The organism is uncultured Methylibium sp. (genome assembly GCF_902826655.1).
GTDB lineage: Bacteria > Pseudomonadota > Gammaproteobacteria > Burkholderiales > Burkholderiaceae_C > Methylibium.
Window position 1 is genome coordinate 1 of sequence record NZ_CADEFR010000032.1, and the last position, 25,467, is coordinate 25,467.

Consider the following 25,467-nt stretch of genomic DNA (forward strand, 5'->3'; position numbering starts at 1 on the left):
GGCGCTTCTCGGCGATGTCGAGCTCGGCCATGATCTTCAGGCGCGAGATCAGCGCGGCGTGCAGCGCGCGGTTGGGCTGCACCACCTCGCGCAGCGTGCCGTCGACGCGGAAGCGCACCGCCGAGCTGCGCTCGTAGGGCTCGATGTGGATGTCGCTGGCGCCGTCCTTCGCGGCCTGCGTCAGCAGCGCGTTGAGCATGCGGATGATGGGCGCGTCGTTGGCCGCCTCGAGCAGGTCCTCGACCGCCGGCAGGTCCTGCATCAGGCGCGACAGGTCGACGCCGCTCTCGACCTCGCCGATCACCGCGGCGGCGCTGGACTCGCCGCCTGCATAGACGCGCGCGATGCGCTGCGACAGCGTGGCCGGTGCCTCGCGCTCGAGCGCGTCGACGGCGTACAGCCGCAGCACCTCGCTCAGCGCCGTCGGCGAGACCTGGTCGCCGGCCCACAGCACCAGCTGGCTGCCGTTGTCCTCGAGCAGCAGCGAGTGCGCCTTGGCATAGGCGTAGGGCAGCGGGTGGCGGAGCGCGGCCATCGCGGCGTCCTCAGTTGGACGAGGGTGCCGACGCGCCGGGCTGCAGCGGCGGCGGCACGCTGACGGGCGAGCTGGCGCCCGGCGCGCGCAGCGGCGGGATGATCGGCGAGTCGTAGTTCGGCAGCAGCGCCTTGGGCTGCGGCTGCGCGTCCTTCTGCTGGGCGCGGATCATGTCGTAGCGGTCCAGCGTCAGGGCATTGGTCTGGTCGACGGTGCGCATCACGACCGGCCGCAGGAAGATCATCAGGTTGCTCTTGGTGCGGGTGCGGTTGTCGCTGCGGAACAGCGCGCCGATGCCGGGGATGCTGCCCAGCCCGGGCACGCGGCTGGTGTTGTCCTGGAACTGGTCCTGCATCAGGCCGCCCAGCACCAGGATGTCGCCGTCCTCGACGACGACGGTCGACTCGACCGAGCGCTTGTTCGTCACCAGGCCGGCAGTCGCGTCGGCCACGCCCTGCGAGACGTTCTGGTTCACGACGCTGGAGGCTTCCTGGTAGATCACCATGCGGACCGTGCCGTTCTCGCCGATCTGCGGCTTGACGCGCAGCGTGATGCCGACGTCCTTGCGCTCGATGGTCTGGAACGGGTTGGTCGCACCGCTGCCGGTGCCGGTGTTGGTGAAGGAACCGGTCACGAAGGGCACGTTCTGGCCGACGACGATCTTGGCTTCCTCGTTGTCCAGCGTCACCAGGTTGGGCGTCGACAGGATGTTGCCGTCGGCGTTGGTCTCGAGGAAGCGCGCCAGCGCACCCAGCGTGTAGATGCCGGCGTAGCGCTTGATGATGCCGACATTGAGGCCGGCCGACGGCAGCGTCGTGCTGCCGCTGGTGCCGCTGCTGCCGCCCGCCGCCGCGACCGACAGGTTGATGATGTTGTTGCCGCCGGTGCCGAAGTTGGTGCCGGCGATCACCCCGGTCCGGTCGCCGTCCTTGCCGATCAGGCCCTGCCACTGGAAGCCGACGTCGGCGGCCTTGGTGGCATTGACCTCGACGATCATCGATTCGACGTAGACCTGCGCGCGGCGCGAGTCGAGCTGGTCGATCACCGAGCGCAGCTGCCGGTACAGCGGCTCGGCGGCGGTGATGATCAGCGAGTTGGTGGCCGGGTCGGCCTGGATGAAGCCGCCGGTCTGCGGCTGCGCCGCGGAGGTCACCGGGCTGGTGGTCTGCGGCGCGGCGCCGCCGGAGGTCGACGACGCGCCCTGGACGTTGGCCTGCGACTGCGCCAGCGCGGTGTTCTGGCCGAGACCCGACAGGCCGCTGAGGCCGCTGCTCCCGGCCGTGCCGCCGCCCGGCGTCGGAAAGGCGGCGCGCAGCACCTGGGCCAGCCGCGTCGCGTCGGCGTTCTTCAGGTAGACGACGTAGATGTTGCTGCCGCCGGCGCCGCCGGCGCCCGGCTGGTCGAGCTTGGCCACCAGCGAACGCACCTGCGCCAGCCGCGCCGGGTTGGCGGCGCGCACCAGCAGCGAGTTGGTGCGCGAGTCGGCCAGCACCGACAGCGTGCCGGCCGCCGGCACCGCGCCCTGCACGGTGCTGGTGTCGGACAGGCGCTGCACCAGCACCGCGATGTCGGCGGCGACCGCGTTCTTCAGCGGGATCACGTCGACATCGGTGTTGGCCGGCACGTCCATGGTCGCGATGACCTTGGCGATGCGCTGCAGGTTGTCGGCGTAGTCGGTGATGACCAGGGTGTTGTTGCCCGGGTTGGCGTTGATCGTGTTGTTGGGGCTGATCAGCGGCCGCAGCACGGCCACCAGGTTCGCGGCGTTCTCGTGGTTCAGGCGGAAGATCTGCGTGATGATCTGGTCGCCCTGGCGCGTGACGGTGCCGACCGAGACCGTGCCGGTCTGCAGCTTGGCGTCGGCCTCGGGCACGACCTTCAGCAGGCCCGCCACCTCGACCACGGTGAAGCCCAGGCCGCGCAGCGCCGCCAGGAAGTTGAGGTAGGCCTCGCGCGGCTGCAGCGGCTGCTCGCTGTACAGCGTGATCTGGCCCTTGACGCGCGGGTCGACGACGATCTGGCGCTCGAGGATGGCGCCGATGGCGCGCGACACGCCTTCGATCTCGGCGTTGACGAAGTTCAGCGTCACCGGCTCGCGGGCCTTTTCCTTGTCCTTCTGCGCCAGCACCGGCGGCAGCGCGGTCAGCGTCAGGCCGAAGGCGCAGGCGGCGGCGAGGGAGCGCAACGCGCGCTGGCGGCGGGCGGCTCGTGGCGGGCGTTGCGGGGGCAGGCTCATGGTCATCCGATCGCTATGACGGACCGCGCGCCGTCGCGCCGCCCGATGATGTTCAGCAGGTTGGTCAACGCCGGCTCGTCGGCCTCGGCCGCCCGCGCCTCGCCGCGGAAGCGCAGCCCGCTGGCGCCGAGCGTTCCCTGGCCCGACAGCTGCAGCGCGCCTTCGCTGGTGCTGAGGTTGAGCTGCGCCGCGCCGGCATTGGCCGGGTCGCTGCCGAGCTGCAGACGGTAGCTGCCCAGACGCTCGAGTGTCGACACCCGGGATGCGGCATTCAGCACCTCGAGTGCCGCCTGGCCCTCGACGCGCCAGCGGCCCTGCACCGTGTGCAGGGTCAGCCCGGGCGAACTGAGGCGCAGCGCGCCGCCGAGCTGCAGCGTGTTCCAGGGGGTGCCCAGGCCGCTCAGCCACTCGGCCGGCCACTGGCCGATCCAGCCCGGCGAACCCTGCAGCGTGGTGCTGAGGCTGCCGAAACCGGGCTTGAGGACCAGCGTCGGCTCGCCGTTCAGGCAGCAGTCGTGGCGCAGCTTGAGGGCCAGGCCCAGGCCGGCCGGGCGCAGCGTCCATTGCAGCCGACCGGGCAGCGAGCGCGCGTCGCGGCTGCCCAGGCCGCCGGTCAGCACGGCGACGGCGCTGCCGTTCCACAGGCTGCCGCGTGCGTCGGCCAGCAGCACGTGGCCGGCGCTGCCGCGCTCGACCGCGGCCGCCAGCCAGGCGGCCGGCGCGAAGGCGACGACCGCCACCAGCGTGCCGACCACTGCGCCCCAGATCGCCCAGCGGCGCCCGGCCGACCGGGCGCGCTGCCAGCGCAGGCCCTCGTAGGTGGACTCGCCCCATTCGGTGGCGCGCGAGGCCGGATCGGCGGGCCGCCGACGGAACAGCGACGTGCGCCAGCGCGAGGGCTGGTTGAAGGAGCGGGCCATCAGCGGCGTGCCTCGCGTTGCATGAAGGGTCCGGCTCAGCCGGGCCGGGCGAAGGTCAGCAGCACGGTGCCGCTGTAGCCGGTGGGGCCTCGCGAGAGCTTGGCTTCCTCGGGCCGGGCCCGGGCAGCGCTGCGCACCTCGCCCAGCCACGCGGCCAGCGCCTCGCCGGAGACGCCGCTCAGGCTGAGCGTCGCGCGCTCGCCCTGCAGCGTCAGCTTGGCATTGGCGCCGAGCCGCTCGGTGGCGCCGCGCAGTGCTTCCTCGGCCTGCGCCTGCCGGACCACCGGCAGCGCGCGCAGCTCGCGGCTTTCGGCCGCGAGACGCTGCATCTGCTGCAGTTGCTGCTCGACGGTGTCGATCTGGGCCGGCGTGTCGCGCAGCGTGCGCCAGGCCGGCTGCACGGCGATCATCCACAGCAGCGCCAGCCCCACGAGGGCCAGCACGCCGCCGACCAGCCGGCGCTCGCGCCTGGCGAGCCGCGACCAGCGGACCTGCAGCTGCTCGCGCAGCGCAACCACCGACGGAGGCAGGGCGAGGCTGGCCATGGGATTCAGGTCCGCTTGGCCGCGGCGCTGCCGGGCGCCGCGCGACTGAGGGTGACGCGCCCGTCGACGGCCTCGACGCGCCAGCCGCTGGGCGCCAGGGCCTCGCGGAAGGCGGCGATCTGCGGCTCGCTCCAGCCGGGGACCGTCAGCGTCAGGCGGCCGTTCTCGTAGCCCAGGGTCTGGACCGGCTGCTGCGCCGGCCAGGCGCTGGCGGCGGCCTGCAGGGCCGACTCGAAGTCGGCCTCGCCCGGCCGGCCGGCACCGGCGCGCAGCACGTCGGTCTCGCGCTGCATCTGCACCGGGGCGTCGTAGATGGCGCGCACCTGCGGGTGGGCGGTCTGCAGCACCGCGGTCATCGCGCTGCGCTTGGCGACCAGCGTGCCGCGCTGCTGCCAGGCGGCGAGGTTCAGGCCGACCAGCGTCACCGCGACCAGCGTCACCAGGCCCAGTCGCACCGGCCGCCAGGTCGATCCGCGAAAGCGCCGCCAGGCTTCGCGCAGGGCACTCAGGCCGCGATGGCGCGGGGCCAGTCCGAACTGCCGCAGGTTCCACAGCGAGCGCGCGGCGTTCAGTGCCTGCGCGCCGGGCGATTGCACCCGCACGGTGGCGCCCAGCCAGCGCTCGGCCGGCGCGGCGACGGCGGCCGTGGCGGTGAAGCGGGCGTCGGGCGGCAGCGGTTGCGGCAGCAGCGCGCGGGCCAGCCCGCCCTGCAGCGGCCAGCAGGCCACGCCGTCGATGTGGGCCCAGGTCAGCGACAGCCCCAGGCCGCCGACGCCGGAGCCGTTGTCGTCGTGCGTCTCGGCGAAGTGTCCGGTGGCCGGCTCGTCGGGCCAGGCGCCGGGCACGACGCGGTCGATGCGCAGACCGGCTTTCTCGAGCGCGGCGATCTCGCCGGCCAGCCAGGCACGGTCGGTCGCCGCCACCCAGGTGGATTCGCCGCCCTTGGCGCCGGGCGCCAGGGCGAAATGGAGCTGGCCGGCGTCGTCGAGGACCGCTTCTTCCAGCAGGCCGGCCAGCGCTGCGGCCATGCGCGCCGACTGGGCCTTGGGGCAGGTGATGCGATGCCAGCTGATGTCGGGCGCGGCCAGCACCGCCACCACCTGGTCGGCCTTGGGCAGCAGGGCGGGTGCAGCGCGGCCTTCGCGCAGCACGCTGAGGCCGTCGTTGCTGAGCGCATAGGCGAGCTCACCGGATCCCGCCGCGGGCGGCGTGACGGCGCCGGCGCGCTGGCGCGGACGCGGGGGGATCGAGACGGCAAGCGTGGTCATGAAAAGGCTCGATCCATTGTAGGGGGGGGTCGATGACGGTCCGGGCGAATCAAGCGCTTACATCGGCGTCGCGATGTGTCGGCCGGGCAACGGCCGTGCCGTCAGGGCCCGACGCTGTCGAGCGCCGCCACCCGCTGGCGGCGCAGCGGGATGATCTCGAGCTGGCGCCGCTCGACCAGCACGCGCTCCTCGGTGACCCGGTCCTGCAGGCGCAGCCGGCCGCGGACCTCGAAGAAGGACGACTTCACGTCGAGCCGCCGCGTGGCGTCGGTCCGGGCGGTCTGCGGCAGCAGCGCGCCGACCTCGCTCACGTTGCGGAACGGCGTGCGCTGGCGTGCCTGCACCAGCCGTTCGGCGCCGGACAGGTCGAGGCCGTCGATCACCGCGGCCAGCACTTCCTTGGAGGCGGTGTTGGGGTTCACGGCGGTGTTGATCGGCAGCAGCGTGACGTAGGGCGAGATCAGCTTCAGCGTCTCGGCATCGACGCCCAGCCAGGCCAGCTGCTCGATGCGCTCGGGCATCAGCGGGGGGTCGCCGGTCGGCGCGCTGGCCGCCGCGGCCGGTGCCGCGTCGCGCAGTGCACGGGCGATCGCCGGGGCCTGCGTGCCGCTGGCGCCGGCGAACTCGAGCAGGCGGGCCAGCACCTTCTCCTCGTCCTGGGCCTCCTGCCCCGTGACCTCGATCACCCGGCGCAGGTTGTAGCGCGCCTGCATGTCGGTGATCGAGCCGGACAGGAAGGCCTCGGGCGCGTCGTCGGTGTTGTCGCGGTCGATGGCGAGGAAGGTCGACAGCTTGGCCTCGGCCAGCGGCGTGGACCACGGCTCGCCCAGCGAGGTCGGCCGGCCCGAGCGCGCGTCCTCGCGCAGGATCAGCCGGGCCCAGTCGACGGCGCCGGTCAGGATCCAGTGGGCCTGGGCGCGCGAGCGCTCGGCCGCCTCGATCTGCACGGCGCGCCACTGCTGCCAGACCATCGCGGCGGCCAGCGTCGCGACCAGCGTGACGATCACCATCGCCGCGAGCAGGGCCGCGCCGCGCTGGCGCTGACGTCGAGTGCGGCGCCTCATCATGATCCCTGCGGTCCTAGGCGCACGTCGCGCGTCAGCGTGCCGGTGTAGCCGCTGCCGGCGTCGAACCCCAGCACCAGCCGCACGCCGCCGGGCAGGGCCTGGCGCACGGTGGCGGCCGGCGACGAGGCGGCGCCGCCCGGCAGCAGCACGTCGCCGCTGGACTGGGCGTTGCTCCAGGCGTTGCCGCGCCAGAAGTAGACCTGCCAGCCGGCGATGCCGGCCAGCGTGCGCAGCTGCTCGGGCTCGTTGCCCAGCAGTTGCTGCGAGCGCAGCCACAGCTGCTGCAGCTCGCCGCCGTGGGTGACGGGCTGGCTGGCCCAGCGCGTCCAGCTGCCACCGCGCAGCGACCAGACCACGAGCTGCAGGCCGTTGGCGCTGCGTCGCGTGAGCCGAAGGTTGGCGCCGTCGAACTGCAGCGCCGGCAGCTGCCCGCTGTCCTGCACCTCGGCGAGGTCGGCTTCCCATTGCGCCAGCACCGACTGCAGCCGCAGCTGCTGCTCGACGCGCTGGGTGCTGATGTCGCGCGAGCGCACCACGGCGTCGATGCCCTGCCAGGCCATGGTGGCGATGACCGCCATGATCATCAGGGCCACCAGCACCTCGATCAGCGTGAAGCCTGCCGCGCGACGCCGGTCCATGCTCAGTATCTCGACAGGATGGTCGACAGCGTCAGCAGCGGCACGCCGTTGACGTCGGACACCAGGGCGTCGGCGCGCCGGAAGTTGGGGTTCGGCGTCGGGCGGATGACCAGCCGGCCGCGGTACTCGACGCCCAGCTGCACGCAGGTGAAGTCGTTGTCGCCGACCCCGGGGAAGGCCTTGGCCAGCTTCAGCCCGGTCAGCTGGTTGTCGGCGCACCACTGGGCGGCGGTCACTTCCGTCAGCCGCTGCGCGTTGCCGGTCAAGGCGCCGGCCGCCTTGATGCCGGTGGCGAGCGTCACCGCGACGATGGCCAGCGCGACCAGCACCTCGATCAGCGTCAGGCCGCGCGGCCGGCGGGCGCGCTCAGCGCGGCGCATCGACCGCTCCCTGGTCGTCGGCGACCGCGAACGGCCCCAGGCCGTCGGTGGCGAGCGTCAGGCGCTGGTTGGCCAGGCGCAGCACGATGCGCTGGGCGCCGATCACCGGCTCGGGCCCGAGGACCGCCGAGCGCGTCAGGCCGGTGGGCACGCGCACTTCCGCGCTGACGCCGGCATCGAGCCAGCCGGTCGGCAGAGCGAGCGCAGCCGGCAGGCCGACGAAGCGGAAGCTGCCGGCTTCGGGGTCCGGCACCCACTGCACCAGCACGCCGGCGGCCCGCGCCTCGGCGCGCGCCGTCTCCAGCAAGGCGGCCAGGCGAGCGCCTTCGCGTTCCAGCTGGGTGGCCGACGGGTCGCGCAGGGCGAGCGCGGCGACGGCCGAAGCGATCGCGATCAGGCTGACGACGATCAGCAGCTCGATCAGCGTGAAGCCGCGCGACGACTGCCGGCCGGCCTGCGGCCGGCGGCGGCGGAGCGCGGGGCCCGCCATGTCACTGCCAGGAGCCGACGTCCGAGTCCTTGCCTTCGCCGCCGGCCTGGCCGTCGGCGCCGAAGCTGAAGACATCGACCTCGCCCTTCACGCCCGGGTTGACGAACTGGTAGGGCCGGCCCCAGGGGTCGTTCGGCAGCTTCTCGAGGTAAGGCTTCCAGTTCGGCGGCACCGGGCTGGCGGTGGGCTTGGCAACCAGGGCCTGCAGCCCTTGCTCGGCGGTGGGATAGCGCTGGTTGTCCAGGCGGTACAGCTTGAGCGACTGCATCAGGTTGTTGACGTCGGTGCGCGCCGCCGTCACGCGTGCGTCATCGGCACGGTCCAGGACGTTGGGCACGATCAGCGCCGCGAGCACGCCGATGATCACCAGCACGACCATCAGCTCGATGAGGGTGAAGCCGCCGGAGGCGCGACGGCGGCGCAGGGTCGGAACGAGAGGCTGGCTCATCTGGCGCTGGGCAACGGGAGTCGTCGCGGCTCATGAAGACGCATCCATCATAATCTTCGGCCATGTCAGCACGTATCGCTGCGTTCGTCGTGTGGGCCGCTGTCGCGGCCTGCGCCGTCTTCTGGGGCCTGCGGCTGCTGGTGACGCCGCGCCCCGTGCCGCCGCAGACGCAACCGGTCGGTGCCGCACTGGTGGCACGCGGCGACGTGGTGCGGTTGTTCGCGTCGGCCGCACCGCAGGCGGCCACGAACCTGCCGACCCAGCCCGCGCTGGCGAGCCGCTTCAAGCTGATCGGCGTGATGGCGCCGAAGGACAGCGAGCGCGGCCGCGGCCAGGGCGTCGCGCTGATTGCGGTCGACGACAAGCCGGCACGCGCCTATCGCGTCGGCGCGCGGGTCGATCAGGCGCTGGTGCTGCAGTCGGTGGCGCAACGCAGCGCCGTCATCGGGCCGGCCCAGGGCGCGCCGGCGGTGCGCCTCGACCTGCCGCTGCCCACGCCGCCGGCCACCGGCAGCCTGCCGCCGGCGGCCTCGCTGCTGGCGCCCGATCCCCAGACCGTGATCGTCGCGCCGCCGGCCCCGCCGCCCGGGCCGCCGTCGTCGTCCGGCCCGGCCGGGCTGTTGCCCGAGCGCGCGCTCTCGGGCGCCGCCAGCGACCCCGCGAACCGCCGCTGAGCGGGTGCTCGCATGGCGAGCCCGGGTCACGCCCCCGCCGCCACGCTGGTGGCGCAACTGCGCGACCAGCTGCGGCGGCACGCCCCCTTTGCGCAGATGGAGCCGGCGCACGTCGAGCGCTTCGTGGCCGCGTCGCGCGAGGCCTACTACGCGCCGGGCGAGCAGCTGATCGGCCCCGACGGCGGCCCGCCCGAGGCGCTGTACTGCGTGCGTCAGGGCGCGGTCGTGGGGCGGCGCGGCATGGCGGAGATGGCGGCCGGCGGCTTCCAGTACGAGGCCGGCGACCTGTTCCCGGTCGGCGCCCTGCTCGGCCGGCGCGCGGTGACGGCGACCTACACCGCGGTCGACGACGTCTTCTGCCTGCTGTTGCCGCAGGCCGAGGTCAAGGCGCTGGCGGCCGACAGCGCGCCCTTCGCCGATTTCCTGAACCGCCGCACGCTCAAGTTCCTGGACCTGTCGCGGCGCGCGCTGCAGGTCGCGTACTCGGCACAGACGCTGGCCGAGCAATCGCTCGAGACGCCGCTCGGCGACCTGGCGCACCGCCAGCCGGTGGCCTTGCGTCCCGACGCGCCGGTGTCGCAGGCGCTGCAGGCGATGCACGGGCTGCACATCGGCTCGGTGCTGGTCACCGACGCCGCCGAACGGCCGGTCGGCATCTTCACGCGCCACGATGCGCTGGGTCGCGTGACGCTGCCGGGACTGCCGCTCGACACGCCGATCGGCGAGGTGATGAGTGCGCCGGCCCACAGCCTGCGCGACACCGACACGGCACAGGACGCGGCGCTGCTGATGTCGCGGCACGGCGTGCGGCACGTGCCGGTCACCCGCGACGGGCGGCTGGTGAGCGTGGTCTCGGAGCGCGACCTGTTCGCGATGCAGCGCCTGTCGCTCAAGCAGATCAGCGGTGCGATCCGGCACGCGCCGGACGTGGCCACGCTGCGCGTCGTGGCCCAGGACGTGCGGCGCTTCGCTCGCAACCTGCTCGGCCAGGGCGTGCGGGCCCGCCAGCTGACCGAGCTGGTCAGCCACCTGAACGACGTGCTGACCGAGCACCTGGTGGGCCTGCTCGCGGCCGAGGACGGCATCGACCTCGGCCGGGCCTGCTGGCTGGCGCTGGGCTCCGAGGGGCGCAGCGAGCAGACCATCGCGACCGACCAGGACAACGCGCTGGTGTTCGAGAGCGACGCGCCCGAGCGCGAGCGGCCGCGCTGGCTGGCCTTCGCGCGGCGCGTCAACGAGGCGCTCGACGCCTGCGGCTATCCGCTGTGCCGCGGCAACGTCATGGCCAGCAACCCGGACTGCTGTCTCACGCCGGCCGAGTGGTCCGAGCGCTTCCGGCGCTGGATGGCGCACGGCGCGCCCGAGGACCTGCTCAACGCGAGCATCTACTTCGACTTCCGGCCCCTGGTTGGCCGGCATGAACTGGCGCTCGCCCTGCGCGAGCAGGTCACGCACGAGGCGCGCGCGCTGCCGCGCTTCCTGAAGCAGCTCGCGGACAACGCGCTGACGCATCGCGCGCCGCTCACCTGGCTGGGCGCGCTGGACACGCGCGAGCGCGACGGCCGGCCATCGCTGGACCTGAAGCTGCAGGGCACGGCGATCTTCGTCGACGCGGCGCGTGTGTACGCGCTGGCGCACGGCGTGCCGGCCACCGGTACGCGGGCGCGGCTGCAGGGGTGCGCGACGGCACTCGGCGTCGAGGCCCACGAGGTCGAGGGCTGGTGCGGCGCCTTCGAGTTCCTGCAGCTGCTGCGGCTGCAGGCGCAGCTGGGCGATGCCAGCCGGGTCAGCGAGGCCGCGCCGAACGTCATCGACGTCGAGGCGCTGAACGACATCGACCGGCGCGTGCTGAAGGAGGCGGTTCGCCTGGCGCGGCGCCTCCAGCAACGCCTCGAGCTGGACTACCGGCGGTGAGCTCGCTCGGTCGCTGGTGGCGCCGGCGTGGCGGAGAGGTTCACGACGGCAAGCGCTGGGTCGTGCTGGACGTCGAGACCAGCGGCCTGGATGCGCGACGCGCGCGGCTGCTGGCGATCGCCGCGGTCGCGGTGCGTTTCGACGCCGGCGGGCGGCCGCTGATCGAACTCGGCGACAGCTTCGAGGCCGTGCTGCAGCACCCCGACGCTCCGGCCGAGAAGGACAACATCTTGCTGCACGGCATCGGCGTCGGCGCCCAGCGGCGCGGCGAAGCTCCGGCGCGGGCGCTGCAGCGCTTCGAGGACTGGGTCGCCGGCGCGCCGCGCCTCGCCTTCCACGCCGCCTTCGACCAGGCGATGCTCGATCGGGCCTGCCGCGACCAGCTCGGGCGCGGCTGCGGCGGCCCCTGGCTGGACCTGGAACCGCTGGCGGCGATGGCCCGACCCGAGGTCAAGGCACGCTCGCTCGACGAATGGATGGCGCAGCTCGGACTGCACTGTGCGGCGCGCCACAACGCGGCGGCCGACACCCTGGTCACGGCCCAGCTGCTGTTGCGCCTGTGGCCGGCGTTGGCGGCGCAGATCGATGCGGTGCCGGAGATGCGCTGGCAGGCCCTGGAGAAGCTGGCCGCGCAGGCCCGCTGGCTGTCGCGGCCGGCCTGAGTGCCGGACCGAACGCCGACCCCGGCGATCAGGCCGGACGATCCGGCGCCGTGACGGTCGTGGCTTCGTCGACCGGCGTGTCCAGGGTCGGGATCGTGGTCGATGCCCCGGCGGCGCCCGGCTGGGTCGGACCGGCGTCCTCGCCTTCGGCCACTTCGGTGAGCAGCGCGGCGGCGCTGTGCACCAGTGGCCAGGCCAGCGTGGCGCCGGTGCCATCGGTGCTTTCCATGCCGAGCTCGAGCAGGGCACTGGCGCCGAACAGGCCCAGCGCGTGGTCGAGCCCGCGGTGGCCGTGGCTGCGGCAGAACAGCACGTAGTCGGTGACCGGGGCCGCGATGCGCGCTGCGACCAGCAGGGCCGCGCAGGCCGGCAGGCCGTCGACGATGATCAGGTGGCGCTTGCTGGCCGCGACGAGCATGGCGCCTGCGGCCATCGCGATCTCGTAGCCGCCGAAGGCCGCCAGCACCTCGACGGGGTCGGTGACGTCGCGGTGGCGTGTCTGCGCGCCTTCCAGCACGGTCATCAGCTGGGTCACCGCGGCCGGCGTCATCGCCGGGCCCGACACGGCCAGCTCGCGCAGCGGCAGGTCGGCCAGGCGCGAGATGACCAGGGCGGCGCTTTCCTCGGAGCCGACGCCGATCGCCGCGCAGGCCAGGGCATTGCCCGACAGCGTGTCGGCGATTTCCATGCCGGCGCGGATCGCGGCATGCGCCTGGTCCACCGACATGGCGGCGGCGACGCGCGCATTGCGCGTGCCGAAGCCGATCTTGCGCTGCAGCAGGCTGGGGTGCGGGTTCATCGGCTCGGCCAGGCCGGCGTCGACGATGGTCAGCCCCATGCCCTGGATGAACGAGAACACCGCCATCGGCAATCGACCCTGCAGCAGGTAGCCGACCTGGGTGATGGTCGAGTCGCCCTGGGCCGACAGGCCGTCGACGACCAGGCCGTGATCGCCGGCGAAGACCAGCAGTTGCGGGGACTTGAGGCGTGGCTTGAGCGTGTTCTGGATCAGGCCGAGCCGGATCGCCAGGGGTTCCAGTTCGCCGAGGCTGCCGGCCGTCTCGGCGCGGCGGTGCAGCTTCAGGCGCAAGGCCTCCTCGAGGCGAGGGTGCGCGGTGGGGGCGATCAGGGAGCGCTGGACGGCCATGGTGGGTTCAAGGCGGCGATCGGAGCAATTGTGGGGCCTGGGTCGTGACGACGACAAATCGGCGGCCCGGGGATGCGGGGTCAGCGCAGGAACAGCTGGTAGACCGGGTTGTCCGTCTCCTCGACGCAGGGGTAGTCCAGCGTCGCGAGGAACTCCTTCAGGGCCCGCCCGGCACCGCGCGGCACCTGCAGGCCCACCAGGATGCGCCCGTAGTCGGCGCCCTGGTTGCGGTAGTGGAAGAGGCTGATGTTCCAGTCCGGGTGCATGCGGGTCAGGAAGCGCATCAGCGCGCCGGGCCGCTCGGGGAAGACGAAGCGGAACAGGCGCTCCTCCCGCGCCAGCTCGGAGCGGCCGCCGACCAGGTGCCGGATGTGGGTCTTGGCCAGTTCGTCGTGCGTCAGGTCGACGGTCGGGAAGCCCTGCTTCTGGAAGCGGCGGGCGATCCTGGCGGACTCGCCGTGCTCGCGGGTCGTCAGGCCGACGAAGATGTGCGCCACCTGGGCGTCGGAGATGCGGTAGTTGAACTCGGTCACGCTGCGCGGGCCGACCAGCTCGCAGAAGCGCCGGAAGCTGCCGCGCTCCTCGGGGATCGTGACGGCGAACAGCGCCTCGCGCTCCTCGCCGACCTCGGCCCGCTCGGCGACGAAGCGCAGCCGGTCGAAGTTCATGTTGGCGCCGCAGGTGATCGCGACGAAGGTCCTGCCCCTGGCGCCGGTGCGGGCCACGTGCTGCTTGATCGCGGCCACGCCCAGTGCGCCGGCCGGCTCGAGGATGGACCGCGTGTCCTGGAACACGTCCTTGATCGCGGCGCAGACCGCGTCGGTGTCGACCACCTCGAAATCGTCGACGAGCGCCCGGGTCAGCCGGAAGGTCTCCTCGCCGACGAGCTTGACCGCCGTGCCGTCGGAGAACAGCCCCACGTCGTGCAGCGTGACGCGCTTGCCGGCACGCACCGAGCGCACCATCGCGTCCGAGTCCGTGGTCTGGACGCCGATCACCCGCACCTCGGGGCGCACCGCCTTGATGTAGGACGCCACGCCCGAGATCAGCCCGCCGCCGCCGATGGCGACGAACACCGCGTCGATCGGGCCCTGGTGCTGGCGCAGGATCTCCATTGCGATCGTGCCCTGGCCGGCGATCACGTCCGGGTCGTCGAAGGGGTGGACGAAGCTCAGCTTCTGGCTCTTCTCGAGCTCGCGCGCGTGGGCGTAGGCGTCCGAGTAGCTGTCGCCGTGCAGGACCACCTCGCCGCCGAGTGCGCGCACTGCGTCGATCTTGAGCTGCGGCGTGGTCACCGGCATCACGATGGTCGCCTGGCAGCCCAGCTTGCGGGCCGACAGCGCCACGCCCTGGGCATGGTTGCCGGCCGACGCACAGATCACGCCGCGCTTCAGCTCGGCGGGGCCGAGCCGCGCCATCTTGTTGTAGGCGCCGCGCAGCTTGAAACTGAAGACCGGTTGCTCGTCCTCGCGCTTGAGCAGAACCTGGTTGCCGAGGCGCTGCGACAGCTGCGGCGCGACCTGGAGTGCCGACTCGACGGCGACGTCGTAGACGCGGGCGGTGAGGATGCGCTGCAGGTAGTCGGTCGGGGCCGGCGCACGCCGACGCGCAGCGGGCCGGGCAGGGGGGCGCGCGGCGCGGGCCATCGGGTTTCCTCCTCGCAAAGCGCGCGGATGATAAGTCAGGCCCTGCATGTCGCCGGCGGCCCGGCGCGGGCAAGAAAAAAGCCCGAGGCCGTGAGGCCTCGGGCTGAATCCACCTTTGGAGGAGGGTGGAGGAGACAAGCGGTGACCGGGCGGGCCCGATCGATGAAACGCATTGTAGAAGCGCTGATGGTGCGCCGCAATACGCAGCCATGTCCTTTCCCTAGGGGCAGCCCCCCAGAGCGGCGGCGATCGTGCGAGACGGCACAATCCGGCGCCTCGTCGACAGGCAGGAGACCCGAGCATGGAATGCACCGTCCGCTGGCAACCCGAGGCCGGCATGGCCTTCAACGCCGAGACCGGCAGCGGCCATCTGCTGTCCATGGACGGGGCGCCGGATGGCGGGGGGCGCAATCTCGCCCCGCGACCCATGGAGACCGTGCTGGCCGGCACCGGGGCCTGCTCGGCCTACGACGTGGTGCTGATCCTCAAGCGAGGTCGCCATGACGTGCGGGGCTGCGAGGTCAAGCTCGAGGCCGAGCGCGCGGCGACGGATCCGAAGGTGTTCACCCGCATCCACATGCAGTTCGTCATTCGCGGGCGTGGCCTGCAGGCGGGTCCGGTCGAGCGCGCGGTGGCGTTGTCGCACGAGAAATACTGCTCCGCGACCGCGATGCTCCTGAAGACCGCCGAGATCACGACCGGGGTCGAGATCGTCGAAGTCTGAGGTCGCGGGCTCAGAGGCGGTGCGCCGTCACCGTCATCACCCGCGCCATGCCGCGCATCAGCCAGCGCGCGGGCGGGGGCAGGCGGCGTGCCCCGGCCTGCTCGGCGTCCTGGGCATGGCGGGCCTCGTCTTCCCGCATCTGCGCGACGATGGCGCGCGACTCGGTGTCGGCCGCCGGCAGCCGGTCGAGGTGGCTGGCCAGGTGCTGCTCGACCTGTTGCTCGGTTTCGACCAGGAAGCCCAGGCTGGCCCGATCGCCGGCCCGTCCGGCGACCAGCCCGATGCCGAAGGCGCCGGCGTACCAGACCGGGTTCAGCCAGCTGGTCCGGCCGCCGAGCTCGGCCAGCCGCTGTTCGGTCCAGGCCAGATGGTCGGTCTCCTCGCGGGCAGCGGCCGCGAACTGGGCCTGCAGGGCCGGTGAGCGCGTACTCAGCGCCTGGGCATCGTAGAGCGCCTGGGCGCAGACCTCACCGACATGATCGACGCGCATCAGCGCGACCGACAGCCGACGATCCGCGTCGCTGAGGGCTGCCACGGGCGTGGCCGCACGCGGCCGGGGCCGCGACGCCGAGTGGCTGGCGAAGACCGTGTGCAGCGCCTTGCCCAGCGAGGCGAGCAGGCGATCGGCGGGGTTGAGGGCGGTCATGGGTCGCGCGCGAAGTTTCCGGGGCCGGCCCGGGATCATCGCACCGGCCGGGCTGCCTGCCGTCGGTGACGGGCGCATGTCCCTTCGATGACGCCTGGAGCAGAAAGCCGCCGAGTTGTGGCATCACAACAAAAAGGCAGCCCGTACCGCAGGGGCACTGGCTGCAATGGGGGATCGTCTGGTGCAATAAGGGTAACTTCCGATATGGGAGTTGGTTTGGCTCGCCGTCGAGGCGGAGGGAGCCGGAGCCTCATTTCAACTCTGGAGATAGTGGCAATGAAAAAATCGATCATCGCTCTCGCTGCGCTCGGTGCCTTTGCCGGTGCGGCGTCGGCCCAGTCTTCCGTTACCCTGTACGGCCGCGTTGATTCCAACGTTGCCTATACGACCCCAGGTAGCAACGTCAATCGGGGTGATGGCGTTTGGGCCTTGAACGAAGGTGGCAGTCGTACGGGTGCCGGCGGCTCCCGTTGGGGCTTGCGCGGCTCCGAGGATTTGGGTGGGGGCCTGAGCGCCTACTTCCAGCTGGAGAACGGATTCGACGCTGACACTGGTGCGTCAACTGCTGGTGTGCAGTTTGGCCGCACCGCGCTGGTGGCCCTGCGGAGCGTGTCGTTGGGCGATGTTCGGTTCGGGCGGCAAGACACGTTCTCGCGGCTCATGAACGTCAACTTCAGCGACTCGACCGGCCTGGGCGAAATGAAGATCGATGAGGCAGTGGGTGCTGGTTCGGGGCGCCCCTTGTTTCAGAGCTACGGGCAGCGCGTCAATAACGCTGTGCAGTACATCTCCCCCAACCTTAGTGGCTTCCAGTTGGCCGCGATGATCGGTGCTGGAGAAGGTGCGACGGCGCGATACCAGGGCGCCATGGCCAGCTACCGGCAGGGTCCTCTTGCCGTTGCGCTTTCGTACGAGGCCTACGACTCGTTTGGAACCCGAACCAGTGCGTTCAACGACCTGATTCACATCGGGGCGAACTACAACTTCGGGTTCGCAACTGTTTACGCTGCCTATCAAACTACGTCCGACTTCGGTGCGAACTTGGGAGCCGCCTCGCCCATTCGAGACTATGACGCCTATAACGTGGCGGTGATGGTTCCGTTCGGTGCCTTCTCTCTGCGGGCACAGTACACGGGCGCCAAGTACGATCTCGTGGCGGGAGGTAGTCAGGACGCGTCGAAGTATGGTGTCTCGGCGCGCTATCAGCTGTCGAAGCGGACGATGCTGTACTCTGCGATCACTCAACGGAGCGGCGACGGTAAGGAGAATTTCGCGGTCAAGCGCGACATCACGTTGCTCGGCCTCGCCCACAACTTCTGAACAACAGGCGGCCCCTTGTTTTGAACGCTGCTGGCACCCTTCGGGGTGCCTTTTTCATTCCCGTCGCACTTGCGCTGCTGCTGGCGGCCTGTGCCGGGCGGTCGCCGGGCGAACTGGCGACGCCGGGTGCGGCCCGGTCGGCCGGCGAGTTCTGCATCGAGCGTTGGCAGCCGCAGCGCTTGCCGGGCAAGCGCAGCACGCGCTACGACGTCGCCGGCGATCGCGACCGGCCCTTCGTCCGCGCCCGTGCCGAGGCGTCGGCCAGTCTGCTGCGCCACCGGCTGCGCGTCGAGCCGGCCCAGCTCGGCGAGCTGCGCTTCTCGTGGCAGGTGCCGGCACTGATCGAGCGGGCCGACGTGCGACAGCGCGAGTTCGAGGATGCACCGGCGCGCATCGTGCTGGCTTTCGATGGCGATCACGAGCGGCTGGACGCCCGCGACGAGCTGCTGTTCGACCTGGCGCACACGCTGACGGGCGAGCGGCCGCCCTATGCGACGCTGATGTATGTCTGGGATGCGCAGGCGCCGCTCGAGTCCGTGGTGCCCGGCAACCGCAGCTCGCGCGTGCGCAAGATCGTCGTCGAGTCGGGCCCGCAACGCCTGGCAGGCTGGCAGGCCTACCGGCGCGACATCGTGGCCGACTACCGGCGGGCCTTCGGCGAAGCGCCTGGTCCGCTGATCGGCGTGGCGCTGATGACCGACGCGGACAACACCGGCAACTCCGCGGCGGCGTCCTACGGCGCCGTCTGCCTGGGACCCGCCGCCGCCGGGGCGGCGCCGCAGCCCCAGCGATGACGCTGGCGCCCGGGTAGACCCGTTTGACGCCAGGCCCGCGAATTGCAGATCATCCTGCCCTTGCAAACTCGGCGATCCCGACCATGCCTAGCACGCGCCACCGCGCCACCCTGCTGCTGGCTGCCTTCGCAGCCCTGACGATCACGGCTCCGCTCCACGCGGCGACCTTCCGCTGGGCCAGCGCCAGCGACATCCCGACCTGGGACATCCACTCGCAGAACAACGCGCTCGCCAACGGCGTGCACGCCTCGGTCTACGAGACGCTCTATTACTACACCGACAAGTTCGAGCTGGTGCCGGTGCTGGCGACTGGCTCCAGGCTGCTGAGCCCGACCCAGCTGCGCGTCACGCTGAGGCCCGGCGTGAAGTTCCAGGACGGCAGTGCCTTCAGCGCCGACGATGCCGTGTTCTCGCTGACACGGGCGATGGAGAAGACGTCGAATTTCGGCGTCTACACCCAGGGCATCGACAAGGTCGTCAAGGTCGACGACATGACGATCGACATCCTGACCAAGGCACCGAACCCGGTCCTGCTGCGCCAGCTGACCGAGCTGCGCATGATGAGCAAGGCCTGGGCCGAGAAGAACAAGTCGACCGCACCCAAGGACATCAAGACCGCCGAGGAGAACTACGCGCACCGCCATGCGATGGGCACCGGCCCCTTCATGCTCAAGCGCTGGGAGCAGGACGTGAAGCTCGAGCTGGTCGAGAACCCGACCTGGTGGGGCAAGGCGGCCGGGCTCAAGCCGGGCAACGTGACCGAGATCGTCTACACGCCGATCAAGGCCGAGGCCACGCGCGTCGCGGCGCTGCTGTCCGGCGAGGTCGACATGGTGCTCGATCCGTCGCCGTCGGACCTGGTCCGGCTGCGCGCCAACCCGCAGCTGAAGATCGTCGACGGTGTCGAGAACCGCAGCCTCTTCCTGGGCATGGACCAGTTCCGCGACGAGCTGCCCGGCGCCAGCGTCAAGGGCAAGAATCCGCTGAAGGACCGTCGCGTGCGGCTGGCGCTGTACCAGGCCATCGACATCGCCGCGATCCAGAAGAACATCATGCGCGGCCTGGCCGAACCCACCGGCACCATCGTGCCGCCGCAGGTCGCCGGCTGGAGCAAGAAGGTCGATGCGCGCTACCCCTACGACCTGAATGCCGCGAAGAAGCTGATGGCCGAGGCCGGCTACTCGAGCGGCTTCGAGGTCGACTTCGCCTGCCCGAACAATCGCTACATCAACGACGAGGAGATCTGCCAGGCCGTGAGCGCGATGTGGGCGCGGCTGGGCGTGAAGGCGAAGCTGCGCACGCTGCCGCTGTCGACCTACTTCCCGATGATCCAGCGCTACGAGGCCAGCATCTACATGCTGGGCTGGGGCGTGCCGACGTTCGACGCGCTGTACTCGCTGCAGTCGCTGCTGCGCACGGTCGGTGCCCAGGGCGACGGCAACTACAACGTCGGTCGCTACAGCAACCCGCAGATGGATGCGCTGGTCGAGCGGATCAAGAAGGAAATCGACCTGAAGAACCGCACCGAGCTGATCGGGAAGGCGCTCGAGCTCTCTCACGAGGACGTGGCCTACCTGCCGCTGCACAACCAGGTGATCCCGTGGGCGATGAAGAAGAACATCGACATGGTGCATCGCGCGGACAACCGCATCGACATGCGAAGCGTGAAGGTCAACTGACCTCGGCGCATGCTCGCGTTCATCGTTCGCCGCCTGCTTCAGGCGGTCCTCGTGATGCTGGCGGTGGCCTTCGTGGCCTTCACGCTGTTCCAGTACGTCGGCGATCCGGTCACCAACCTGCTGGGCCAGGACGCCACGCCCGAGCAGCGCGAGCAGCTGCGCGCCGACCTCGGCCTCGATCGGCCGGCGCCGGTGCAGTTCGCGCGCTTCGTCGGCAACGCCCTGCGCGGCGAGTTCGGCCTGAGCCTGCGCCAGGGCCGCAAGGTCGGGACGCTGATCGTCGAACGCTTCCCGGCCACGCTGGAGCTCGCCTTCACCGCAGCGCTGCTGGCACTCGTCGTCGGCGTGCCGATGGGGGTGATCGCGGCGCTCAAGCGCGACAGCTGGGTGTCGCAGGTGCTGATGACGGTGTCGTTGCTGGGCGTGTCGCTGCCGACCTTCCTGATCGGGATCCTGCTGATCCTGGTCTTCTCGGTGTGGCTGAACTGGCTGCCGAGCTTCGGGCGCGGCGAGGTGACGGCGCTCGGGGTCTGGACCACCGGCTGGCTCAGCGCCGACGGCTGGAAGCACCTGGTGCTGCCGTCGGTGACGCTGGCGGTGTTCCAGCTGACGCTGATCATGCGGCTGGTGCGTGCCGAGATGCTGGAGGTGCTGCGCACCGACTACATCAAGTTCGCGCGGGCGCGCGGCCTGTCCGACCGCGCGGTCCATTTCGGGCACGCACTGAAGAACACGCTGGTGCCGGTGATCACGATCACCGGCCTGCAGCTCGGCTCCCTGATCGCCTTCGCGATCATCACCGAGACGGTCTTCCAGTGGCCGGGCATGGGTCTGCTGTTCATCCAGGCGGTGAGCTTCGCCGACGTGCCGGTGATGGCGGCCTACCTGTGCCTGATCGCGCTCATCTTCGTCGTCATCAACCTGGTGGTCGACCTGCTGTACTTCGCGGTCGACCCGCGGCTGCGCATCGAAGGCGCGGCGGGTGCGCATTGAGGCCGGCCTCCGCCATGACGGGTTGGCAGCGATTCCTCGACAGCGACGTCTGGCACAGCTTCCGCAGCTCGCCGGTGGCGATCGTCGCGGCGCTGATCGCCTTCACCTGCCTGTTCTGCGCGCTGTTCGCGAACTGGGTCGCACCGCACAACCCCTTCGACCTGGCGACGCTCGAGCTGGGCGACGCGCGCCTGCCGCCGGCCTGGATGGACGAGGGTCGGTCGACCTACCTGCTCGGCACCGACGACCAGGGCCGCGACATCCTCTCTGCGCTGATGTACGGCGCGCGCATCTCGCTGGCCGTCGGCATCGCCTCGGTGCTGCTGTCGATGGCCATCGGCGTCACCCTCGGCCTCGTCTCCGGCTTCCTCGGCGGACGGATCGACGCCTTCATCATGCGGGTCTGCGACGTCATGCTGTCCTTCCCGTCGATCCTGATCGCGCTGCTGATCGACGGCGTCGGCCGGGCGCTGTTCCCGAACGCGCACGAGACGCTCGCCTTCGGCGTGCTGATCCTCGCGATCGCCCTCACCGGCTGGGTGCAGTACGCGCGCACGGTGCGCGGCTCGACGATGGTCGAGCGCCAGAAGGAGTACGTCCAGGCCGCACGCGTCATCGGCGTGACGCCGGCGCGCATCATGCGGCGCCACGTGCTGCCCAACGTGCTGGGCCCGGTCTTCGTGCTCGCCACCATCCAGATCGCGACGGCCATCATCACCGAGGCGACGCTCAGCTTCCTGGGGGTCGGCGTGCCGCCGACCTCACCGTCGTTGGGGACATTGATCCGCGTCGGCAACGACTTCCTGTTCAGCGGCGAATGGTGGATTACGATCTTTCCGGGCGCCATGCTGGTGCTGATCGCACTGAGCGTGAACCTGCTGGGCGACTGGCTGCGCGATGCGCTGAACCCGCGCCTGCGTTGATCGAACCCTGCCAAGGAGATCTCGATGAAGACCTTGCCCTGCCTGGCCGCGACCGTCTTGCTGGCGGCCTGCGCCACGCCTTATCAATACGCGCAGCTCGACGGGCGGCGCTACCACGTGACGCCGATCGACACCTACCCGGTGCTGATCCTCGATGTCGACGGTCGCTCGGTCAACAGCAACCCGGTCCAGGTCGACCCGGGACGGCGGATGGTGCGTGTGCAGGCGCCGCCTGGTGGCGCCGGCCTGCGCGAGACGCGCACGGTCGCGCTGGACGTCCGGGCCTGCACACGCTACTACCTGGTGGCCGTCAAGGACAACCGGCTGGCCAGCGACTTCGAGGTCAGGGTCGAGCACGAGGAGCCGGTCGGCGGCTGCAGCGTGAAGGTGGCGCAGCGGTGAACCGTGCGGCCGGCGCGGGGACGCCGCTGCTCGAGGTGCGCGGGCTGGTGGTCGAGTTCCCCGGTCGCCGAGGCACGCTGCGCGCCCTCGACGGCGTCTCCTTCGACATCGCTCCGGGCGAGATCCTCGGCGTGGTCGGCGAGTCCGGTGCCGGCAAGTCGCTCACCGGCGCGGCCATCATCGGGCTGCTCGAGCCGCCCGGTCGCATCGCGGCCGGCGAGATCCGCCTCGGCGGCGAGCGCATCGACGACCTGCCGCCGGCCGCGATGCGCCGCATCCGCGGCCGGCGCATCGGAGCGATCTTCCAGGACCCGCTGACGTCGCTGAACCCGCTGTACACGGTGGGCCGGCAGCTGGTGGAGACCATCCGCACCCACCTCCCCCTGGACGAGGCGGGCGCGCGCGCGCGAGCCGTCGACCTGCTGCGCGAGACCGGGATCCCCGCGCCGGAAGCGCGCATCGATCACTACCCGCACCAGTTCTCGGGCGGCATGCGCCAGCGGGTGGTGATCGCGCTGGCGCTGGCGGCCCGGCCCGAGCTGATCATTGCCGACGAGCCGACCACGGCGCTCGACGTGTCGATCCAGGCCCAGGTCATCGGCCTGCTGAGGAGGCTGTGCAAGGAACACGGCGCCGCGGTCATGCTGGTGACGCACGACATGGGCGTGATCGCCGAGGCCTGCGACCGCGTGGCGGTGATGTATGCGGGGCGCGTCGTCGAGCTCGGCCCGGTGCGCGACGTCATCCACGCGCCGGCCCATCCGTACACCGCGGGGCTGATGGGATCGATCCCGGCGATGGACGAGGACCGCGAACGGCTGGTGCAGATCGACGGGGCGATGCCGCGGCTGAACGCGATTCCCGCAGGCTGCGCCTTCAACCCGCGCTGCCCGCAGGTCGTCGAGCGCTGCCGGCGCGAGCGACCCGAGCTCGTCGGCGCCGGTGCGACGCGTGCCGCCTGCTGGCTGGCCGCCGCACCGGTCGGGGAGGCGGCTTGAGCGCCGGACTGGTCGAGGTTCGGGATCTGGCGAAGCGCTTCGACGTCTCGGCTCCCTGGCTCAATCGCCTGCTCGAGGGCAAGCCGCGGCAGATCGTGCATGCGGTGGACGGTGTGAGCTTCGCGATCGAGCGCGGCCGGACGCTGGCGCTGGTCGGCGAGTCGGGCTGTGGCAAGAGCACGGTGGCCAAGCTGATGGTCGGCCTGCATGCGCCCAGCGCGGGCGCGGTGCGCTTCGACGGCGAAGACGCCACTCAGGCCCTGGCGTCGCCGCGCGGGCAGGGCCTGCGGCGGCGGCTGCAGATGATCTTCCAGGATCCGTATGCGAGCCTGAATCCGCGCTGGAGCGTGCACGACATCGTGGCCGAGCCGTTGGTCGAGCACGGCATCGAGCGCGATCCGGTGGCGCTGCGCGAGCGCGTGGCGGGGTTGCTCGCGTCCGTGAAGCTCGGTGCCGCGGATGCGGTCAAGTACCCGCACCAGTTCTCGGGCGGGCAGCGCCAGCGCATCTCCATCGCGCGCGCGTTGGCCACCGAGCCGGAGTTCCTGGTCTGCGACGAGCCGACCTCGGCGCTCGACGTGTCGGTGCAGGCGCAGGTCCTGAACCTGATGAAGGACCTGCAGCGCGAGCGCGGCCTGACCTATCTGTTCATCTCGCACAACCTCGCGGTGGTTCGACACGTCGCCGACGAGGTGGGCGTGATGTACCTGGGGCGGCTGGTCGAGATGGCGCCGAAGCACGCGCTGTTCTCGGCACCCCGCCATCCGTACACGCGCATGCTGCTGGATGCGATCCCGGACATCCACCTCAGCGGTCGCGCGCGCACGCCGGTGCAGGGCGAGGTGCCGAATCCGCTGAATCCGCCCACCGGCTGCAGCTTCCACCCGCGCTGCCCGCATGCGAACCAGCGCTGCAAGGCGGAACGGCCGGCGCTGCAGGCGGTCGGCGGTATCCGCGTCGCCTGCCACGCCGTGGAAGAGGGGCGGATCTAGTCGTCCGGCAGCAGCGACTCGCCGGCGAAGAGGGCCGCCGGCACTTCGCGTTCTCGGATCAGCGTCGCGTGCGCGCCGTCGACCATGACCTCGGCGGCGCGCGGGCGGGTGTTGTAGTTGCTGGCCATGCTCATGCCGTAGGCGCCGGCGCTCAGCACCGCGACATGGTCGCCGGCCTGCACGACCAGGCCACGATCCCGACCCAGCCAGTCCCCGGACTCGCACACGGGACCGACCACGTCGTAGACCACGGGAGCGCCGTCACGCAGCGTGCAGGGCACGATGGCCATCGTCGCTTGGTACATGGCCGGACGCATCAGGTCGTTCATCGCGGCGTCGACGACACAGAAGTTCTTTTCCTCGCCCGGCTTGAGGTACAGCACCTCGCTGACCAGCACGCCGGCATTGCCGACCAGCGAACGGCCGGGCTCGAAGACCAGCGCGCGATGCCCGTGGCCGCGCGCGTCGATGCGCGCCAGCAGCTCGCCGATCAGCACGTCGGCTGGCGGCGGCGCCTCGTCGGTGTACTGGATGCCCAGGCCGCCACCGAGATCGAGATGGCGGATGCGCAGGCTGGCCTCGGCCTCGATCGCCTCGACCAGATCGAGCAGGCGGTCCAGCGCGTCGATGTAGGGCGAGGTCTCGGTGATCTGCGAGCCGATGTGGCAGTCGATACCGATGACCTCGAGGCCCGGCAGGCGCGCTGCATGCCGATAGGCGGCCAGGGCCCGGTCGTGCGCGATGCCGAACTTGTTGGCCTTCAGTCCCGTCGAGATGTAGGGGTGCGTGCCCGCATCGACGTCGGGGTTGACGCGCAGGCTGACGGGCGCGCGCCGGCCCGCGGCAGCCGCCACCTCCGACAGCACGCCGAGCTCGGACTCGCTCTCGACGTTGAAGCAGTGCACGCCGGCCTCCAGCGCACGCCGCATCTCGGCGCGCGTCTTGCCCAGGCCCGAGAACACGACCCGGGCCGGGTCGCCGCCGGCGGCCAGCACGCGCTCGAGCTCGCCGCCCGAGACGATGTCGAAGCCGCAGCCGGCGCGGGCGAAGGTCTGCAGCACGGCGAGGCTGGAGTTGGCCTTCATCGCGTAGCACAGCAGGTGTTCGCGCCCGGTCAGCGCACGCTGGTACGGTGCCAGCGCGGCCAGCATCGATGCGCGCGAGTAGACGTAGAGCGGCGTGCCGAAGCGCGCCGCCAGCTCGGTCGCCGTGCAGTCGTCGATGCAGAGCTGCTCGCCGCGGTAGGCGACGAAGGGATGGCCCGGCAGCTTCATCACCGCGTCGCCGGCGAAGGCACCGACGCGGCGGAGGCCGGCGCGGGAAGGAACAGCGGACCCTTCTGACCGCAACCGGCGAGCAGACTGGCCGATACACACAACGCGATCGCGGTGATGCGGCTGCCTAGAATGTTTGCGAGCGTCTTCAT

Annotated in this window: 27 protein-coding genes; 12 read left to right on the top strand and 15 right to left on the bottom strand. The window is 71.3% G+C overall.

Annotated features, from left to right (window positions below; translation table 11 throughout):
• From QZV97_RS13280 to gspG, 10 genes are all read right to left on the bottom strand, one after another.
• On the bottom strand, positions 1 to 535 hold a 535-nt coding region (locus tag QZV97_RS13280; protein ID WP_295642807.1), incomplete at its 3' end, for an ATPase, T2SS/T4P/T4SS family.
• Positions 536 to 545: 10 nt separating this feature from the next.
• Entirely contained in the window at positions 546 to 2,771 is a 2,226-nt protein-coding gene (gene gspD / locus QZV97_RS13285) for a type II secretion system secretin GspD (protein ID WP_366558907.1), read from the bottom strand.
• A gap of 2 nt (positions 2,772 to 2,773) precedes the next feature.
• Entirely contained in the window at positions 2,774 to 3,691 is a 918-nt protein-coding gene (locus QZV97_RS13290; RefSeq protein WP_295642812.1) for a type II secretion system protein N, read from the bottom strand.
• A gap of 35 nt (positions 3,692 to 3,726) precedes the next feature.
• Complete coding sequence (gspM, locus tag QZV97_RS13295; RefSeq protein WP_295642815.1) at positions 3,727 to 4,236, bottom strand: type II secretion system protein GspM; 510 nt, start codon at positions 4,234 to 4,236, stop codon at positions 3,727 to 3,729.
• Between the two features lie 5 nt (positions 4,237 to 4,241).
• Entirely contained in the window at positions 4,242 to 5,504 is a 1,263-nt protein-coding gene (gene gspL / locus QZV97_RS13300; RefSeq protein ID WP_295642818.1) for a type II secretion system protein GspL, read from the bottom strand.
• A 101-nt stretch (positions 5,505 to 5,605) separates the two neighbouring features.
• A complete protein-coding gene (gene gspK / locus QZV97_RS13305; protein ID WP_366558908.1) occupies positions 5,606 to 6,571 on the bottom strand; it encodes a type II secretion system minor pseudopilin GspK in 966 nt (321 codons plus the stop codon).
• Entirely contained in the window at positions 6,568 to 7,209 is a 642-nt protein-coding gene (locus QZV97_RS13310) for a prepilin-type N-terminal cleavage/methylation domain-containing protein (protein ID WP_295642821.1), read from the bottom strand. Before QZV97_RS13310 ends, gspK begins: the two co-directional genes overlap by 4 nt.
• Positions 7,210 to 7,211: 2 nt before the next feature.
• Entirely contained in the window at positions 7,212 to 7,589 is a 378-nt protein-coding gene (gene gspI / locus QZV97_RS13315) for a type II secretion system minor pseudopilin GspI (RefSeq protein ID WP_295642824.1), read from the bottom strand.
• A complete protein-coding gene (locus QZV97_RS13320) occupies positions 7,576 to 8,079 on the bottom strand; it encodes a prepilin-type N-terminal cleavage/methylation domain-containing protein (protein ID WP_295642827.1) in 504 nt (167 codons plus the stop codon). The genes gspI and QZV97_RS13320 overlap by 14 nt, the downstream gene beginning before the upstream one ends.
• A gap of 1 nt (position 8,080) precedes the next feature.
• Positions 8,081 to 8,527: a type II secretion system major pseudopilin GspG gene (gene gspG, locus QZV97_RS13325; RefSeq protein ID WP_295642830.1), complete on the bottom strand. Its 447-nt coding sequence runs from the start codon at positions 8,525 to 8,527 to the stop codon at positions 8,081 to 8,083.
• 62 nt (positions 8,528 to 8,589) lie between these two features.
• Between gspG and QZV97_RS13330 the strand changes: the two genes are divergently transcribed.
• From QZV97_RS13330 to QZV97_RS13340, 3 genes are read left to right on the top strand one after another with little or no spacing between them, the layout of a single operon-like run.
• Positions 8,590 to 9,201 carry a type II secretion system protein N gene (locus QZV97_RS13330; RefSeq protein ID WP_295642833.1) on the top strand — a complete coding sequence of 204 codons (612 nt, stop codon included), beginning with the start codon at positions 8,590 to 8,592 and terminating at the stop codon, positions 9,199 to 9,201.
• A gap of 12 nt (positions 9,202 to 9,213) precedes the next feature.
• On the top strand, positions 9,214 to 11,115 hold the full coding sequence (locus QZV97_RS13335) for a DUF294 nucleotidyltransferase-like domain-containing protein (RefSeq protein ID WP_295642836.1): 1,902 nt from the start codon (positions 9,214 to 9,216) through the stop codon (positions 11,113 to 11,115).
• Positions 11,112 to 11,777, top strand: a complete 666-nt coding sequence (locus QZV97_RS13340) for a 3'-5' exonuclease (protein WP_295642839.1) — start codon at positions 11,112 to 11,114, stop codon at positions 11,775 to 11,777. Before QZV97_RS13335 ends, QZV97_RS13340 begins: the two co-directional genes overlap by 4 nt.
• A gap of 28 nt (positions 11,778 to 11,805) precedes the next feature.
• On the opposite strand, the gene QZV97_RS13345 is transcribed toward QZV97_RS13340, so the two are convergent.
• Positions 11,806 to 12,924 (bottom strand): nicotinate-nucleotide--dimethylbenzimidazole phosphoribosyltransferase, encoded by a 1,119-nt coding sequence (locus QZV97_RS13345; RefSeq protein ID WP_295642842.1) that lies wholly within the window; start codon positions 12,922 to 12,924, stop codon positions 11,806 to 11,808.
• 80 nt (positions 12,925 to 13,004) lie between these two features.
• Positions 13,005 to 14,570, bottom strand: coding sequence for a threonine ammonia-lyase, biosynthetic (gene ilvA, locus QZV97_RS13350; protein WP_295642845.1), 1,566 nt, complete (start codon positions 14,568 to 14,570; stop codon positions 13,005 to 13,007).
• Between the two features lie 301 nt (positions 14,571 to 14,871).
• On the opposite strand from ilvA, the gene QZV97_RS13355 reads away from it, so the two are divergent.
• A complete protein-coding gene (locus QZV97_RS13355) occupies positions 14,872 to 15,294 on the top strand; it encodes an OsmC family protein (RefSeq protein ID WP_295642847.1) in 423 nt (140 codons plus the stop codon).
• Positions 15,295 to 15,304: 10 nt separating this feature from the next.
• Here the strand turns inward: QZV97_RS13355 and coq7 are convergent, their stop codons facing one another.
• Entirely contained in the window at positions 15,305 to 15,940 is a 636-nt protein-coding gene (gene coq7, locus QZV97_RS13360) for a 2-polyprenyl-3-methyl-6-methoxy-1,4-benzoquinone monooxygenase (RefSeq protein WP_295642850.1), read from the bottom strand.
• 276 nt (positions 15,941 to 16,216) lie between these two features.
• Between coq7 and QZV97_RS13365 the strand changes: the two genes are divergently transcribed.
• The 8 genes from QZV97_RS13365 (at position 16,217) to QZV97_RS13400 (ending at position 24,041) form a co-directional block, all read left to right on the top strand.
• Complete coding sequence (locus QZV97_RS13365; RefSeq protein WP_295642853.1) at positions 16,217 to 17,260, top strand: porin; 1,044 nt, start codon at positions 16,217 to 16,219, stop codon at positions 17,258 to 17,260.
• 20 nt (positions 17,261 to 17,280) lie between these two features.
• Positions 17,281 to 18,054 carry a DUF3047 domain-containing protein gene (locus QZV97_RS13370; RefSeq protein ID WP_295642856.1) on the top strand — a complete coding sequence of 258 codons (774 nt, stop codon included), beginning with the start codon at positions 17,281 to 17,283 and terminating at the stop codon, positions 18,052 to 18,054.
• Between the two features lie 83 nt (positions 18,055 to 18,137).
• Positions 18,138 to 19,733 carry an ABC transporter substrate-binding protein gene (locus QZV97_RS13375; protein WP_295642858.1) on the top strand — a complete coding sequence of 532 codons (1,596 nt, stop codon included), beginning with the start codon at positions 18,138 to 18,140 and terminating at the stop codon, positions 19,731 to 19,733.
• A gap of 9 nt (positions 19,734 to 19,742) precedes the next feature.
• Complete coding sequence (locus QZV97_RS13380; RefSeq protein WP_295642861.1) at positions 19,743 to 20,726, top strand: ABC transporter permease; 984 nt, start codon at positions 19,743 to 19,745, stop codon at positions 20,724 to 20,726.
• A 14-nt stretch (positions 20,727 to 20,740) separates the two neighbouring features.
• Entirely contained in the window at positions 20,741 to 21,649 is a 909-nt protein-coding gene (locus QZV97_RS13385; protein WP_295642863.1) for an ABC transporter permease, read from the top strand.
• 24 nt (positions 21,650 to 21,673) lie between these two features.
• The gene (locus QZV97_RS13390) at positions 21,674 to 22,051 is read left to right on the top strand and encodes a hypothetical protein (protein WP_295642866.1); all 378 of its coding nucleotides are present in this window, start codon (positions 21,674 to 21,676) and stop codon (positions 22,049 to 22,051) included.
• A complete protein-coding gene (locus QZV97_RS13395) occupies positions 22,048 to 23,049 on the top strand; it encodes an ABC transporter ATP-binding protein (RefSeq protein WP_295642869.1) in 1,002 nt (333 codons plus the stop codon). The genes QZV97_RS13390 and QZV97_RS13395 overlap by 4 nt, the downstream gene beginning before the upstream one ends.
• Positions 23,046 to 24,041 carry an oligopeptide/dipeptide ABC transporter ATP-binding protein gene (locus QZV97_RS13400; protein ID WP_295642872.1) on the top strand — a complete coding sequence of 332 codons (996 nt, stop codon included), beginning with the start codon at positions 23,046 to 23,048 and terminating at the stop codon, positions 24,039 to 24,041. Before QZV97_RS13395 ends, QZV97_RS13400 begins: the two co-directional genes overlap by 4 nt.
• Here the strand turns inward: QZV97_RS13400 and lysA are convergent.
• Complete coding sequence (lysA, locus tag QZV97_RS13405) at positions 24,038 to 25,315, bottom strand: diaminopimelate decarboxylase (RefSeq protein WP_295642876.1); 1,278 nt, start codon at positions 25,313 to 25,315, stop codon at positions 24,038 to 24,040. The genes QZV97_RS13400 and lysA overlap by 4 nt on opposite strands.
• Positions 25,315 to 25,467: a lipoprotein gene (locus QZV97_RS13410; RefSeq protein ID WP_295642879.1), complete on the bottom strand. Its 153-nt coding sequence runs from the start codon at positions 25,465 to 25,467 to the stop codon at positions 25,315 to 25,317. Before QZV97_RS13410 ends, lysA begins: the two co-directional genes overlap by 1 nt.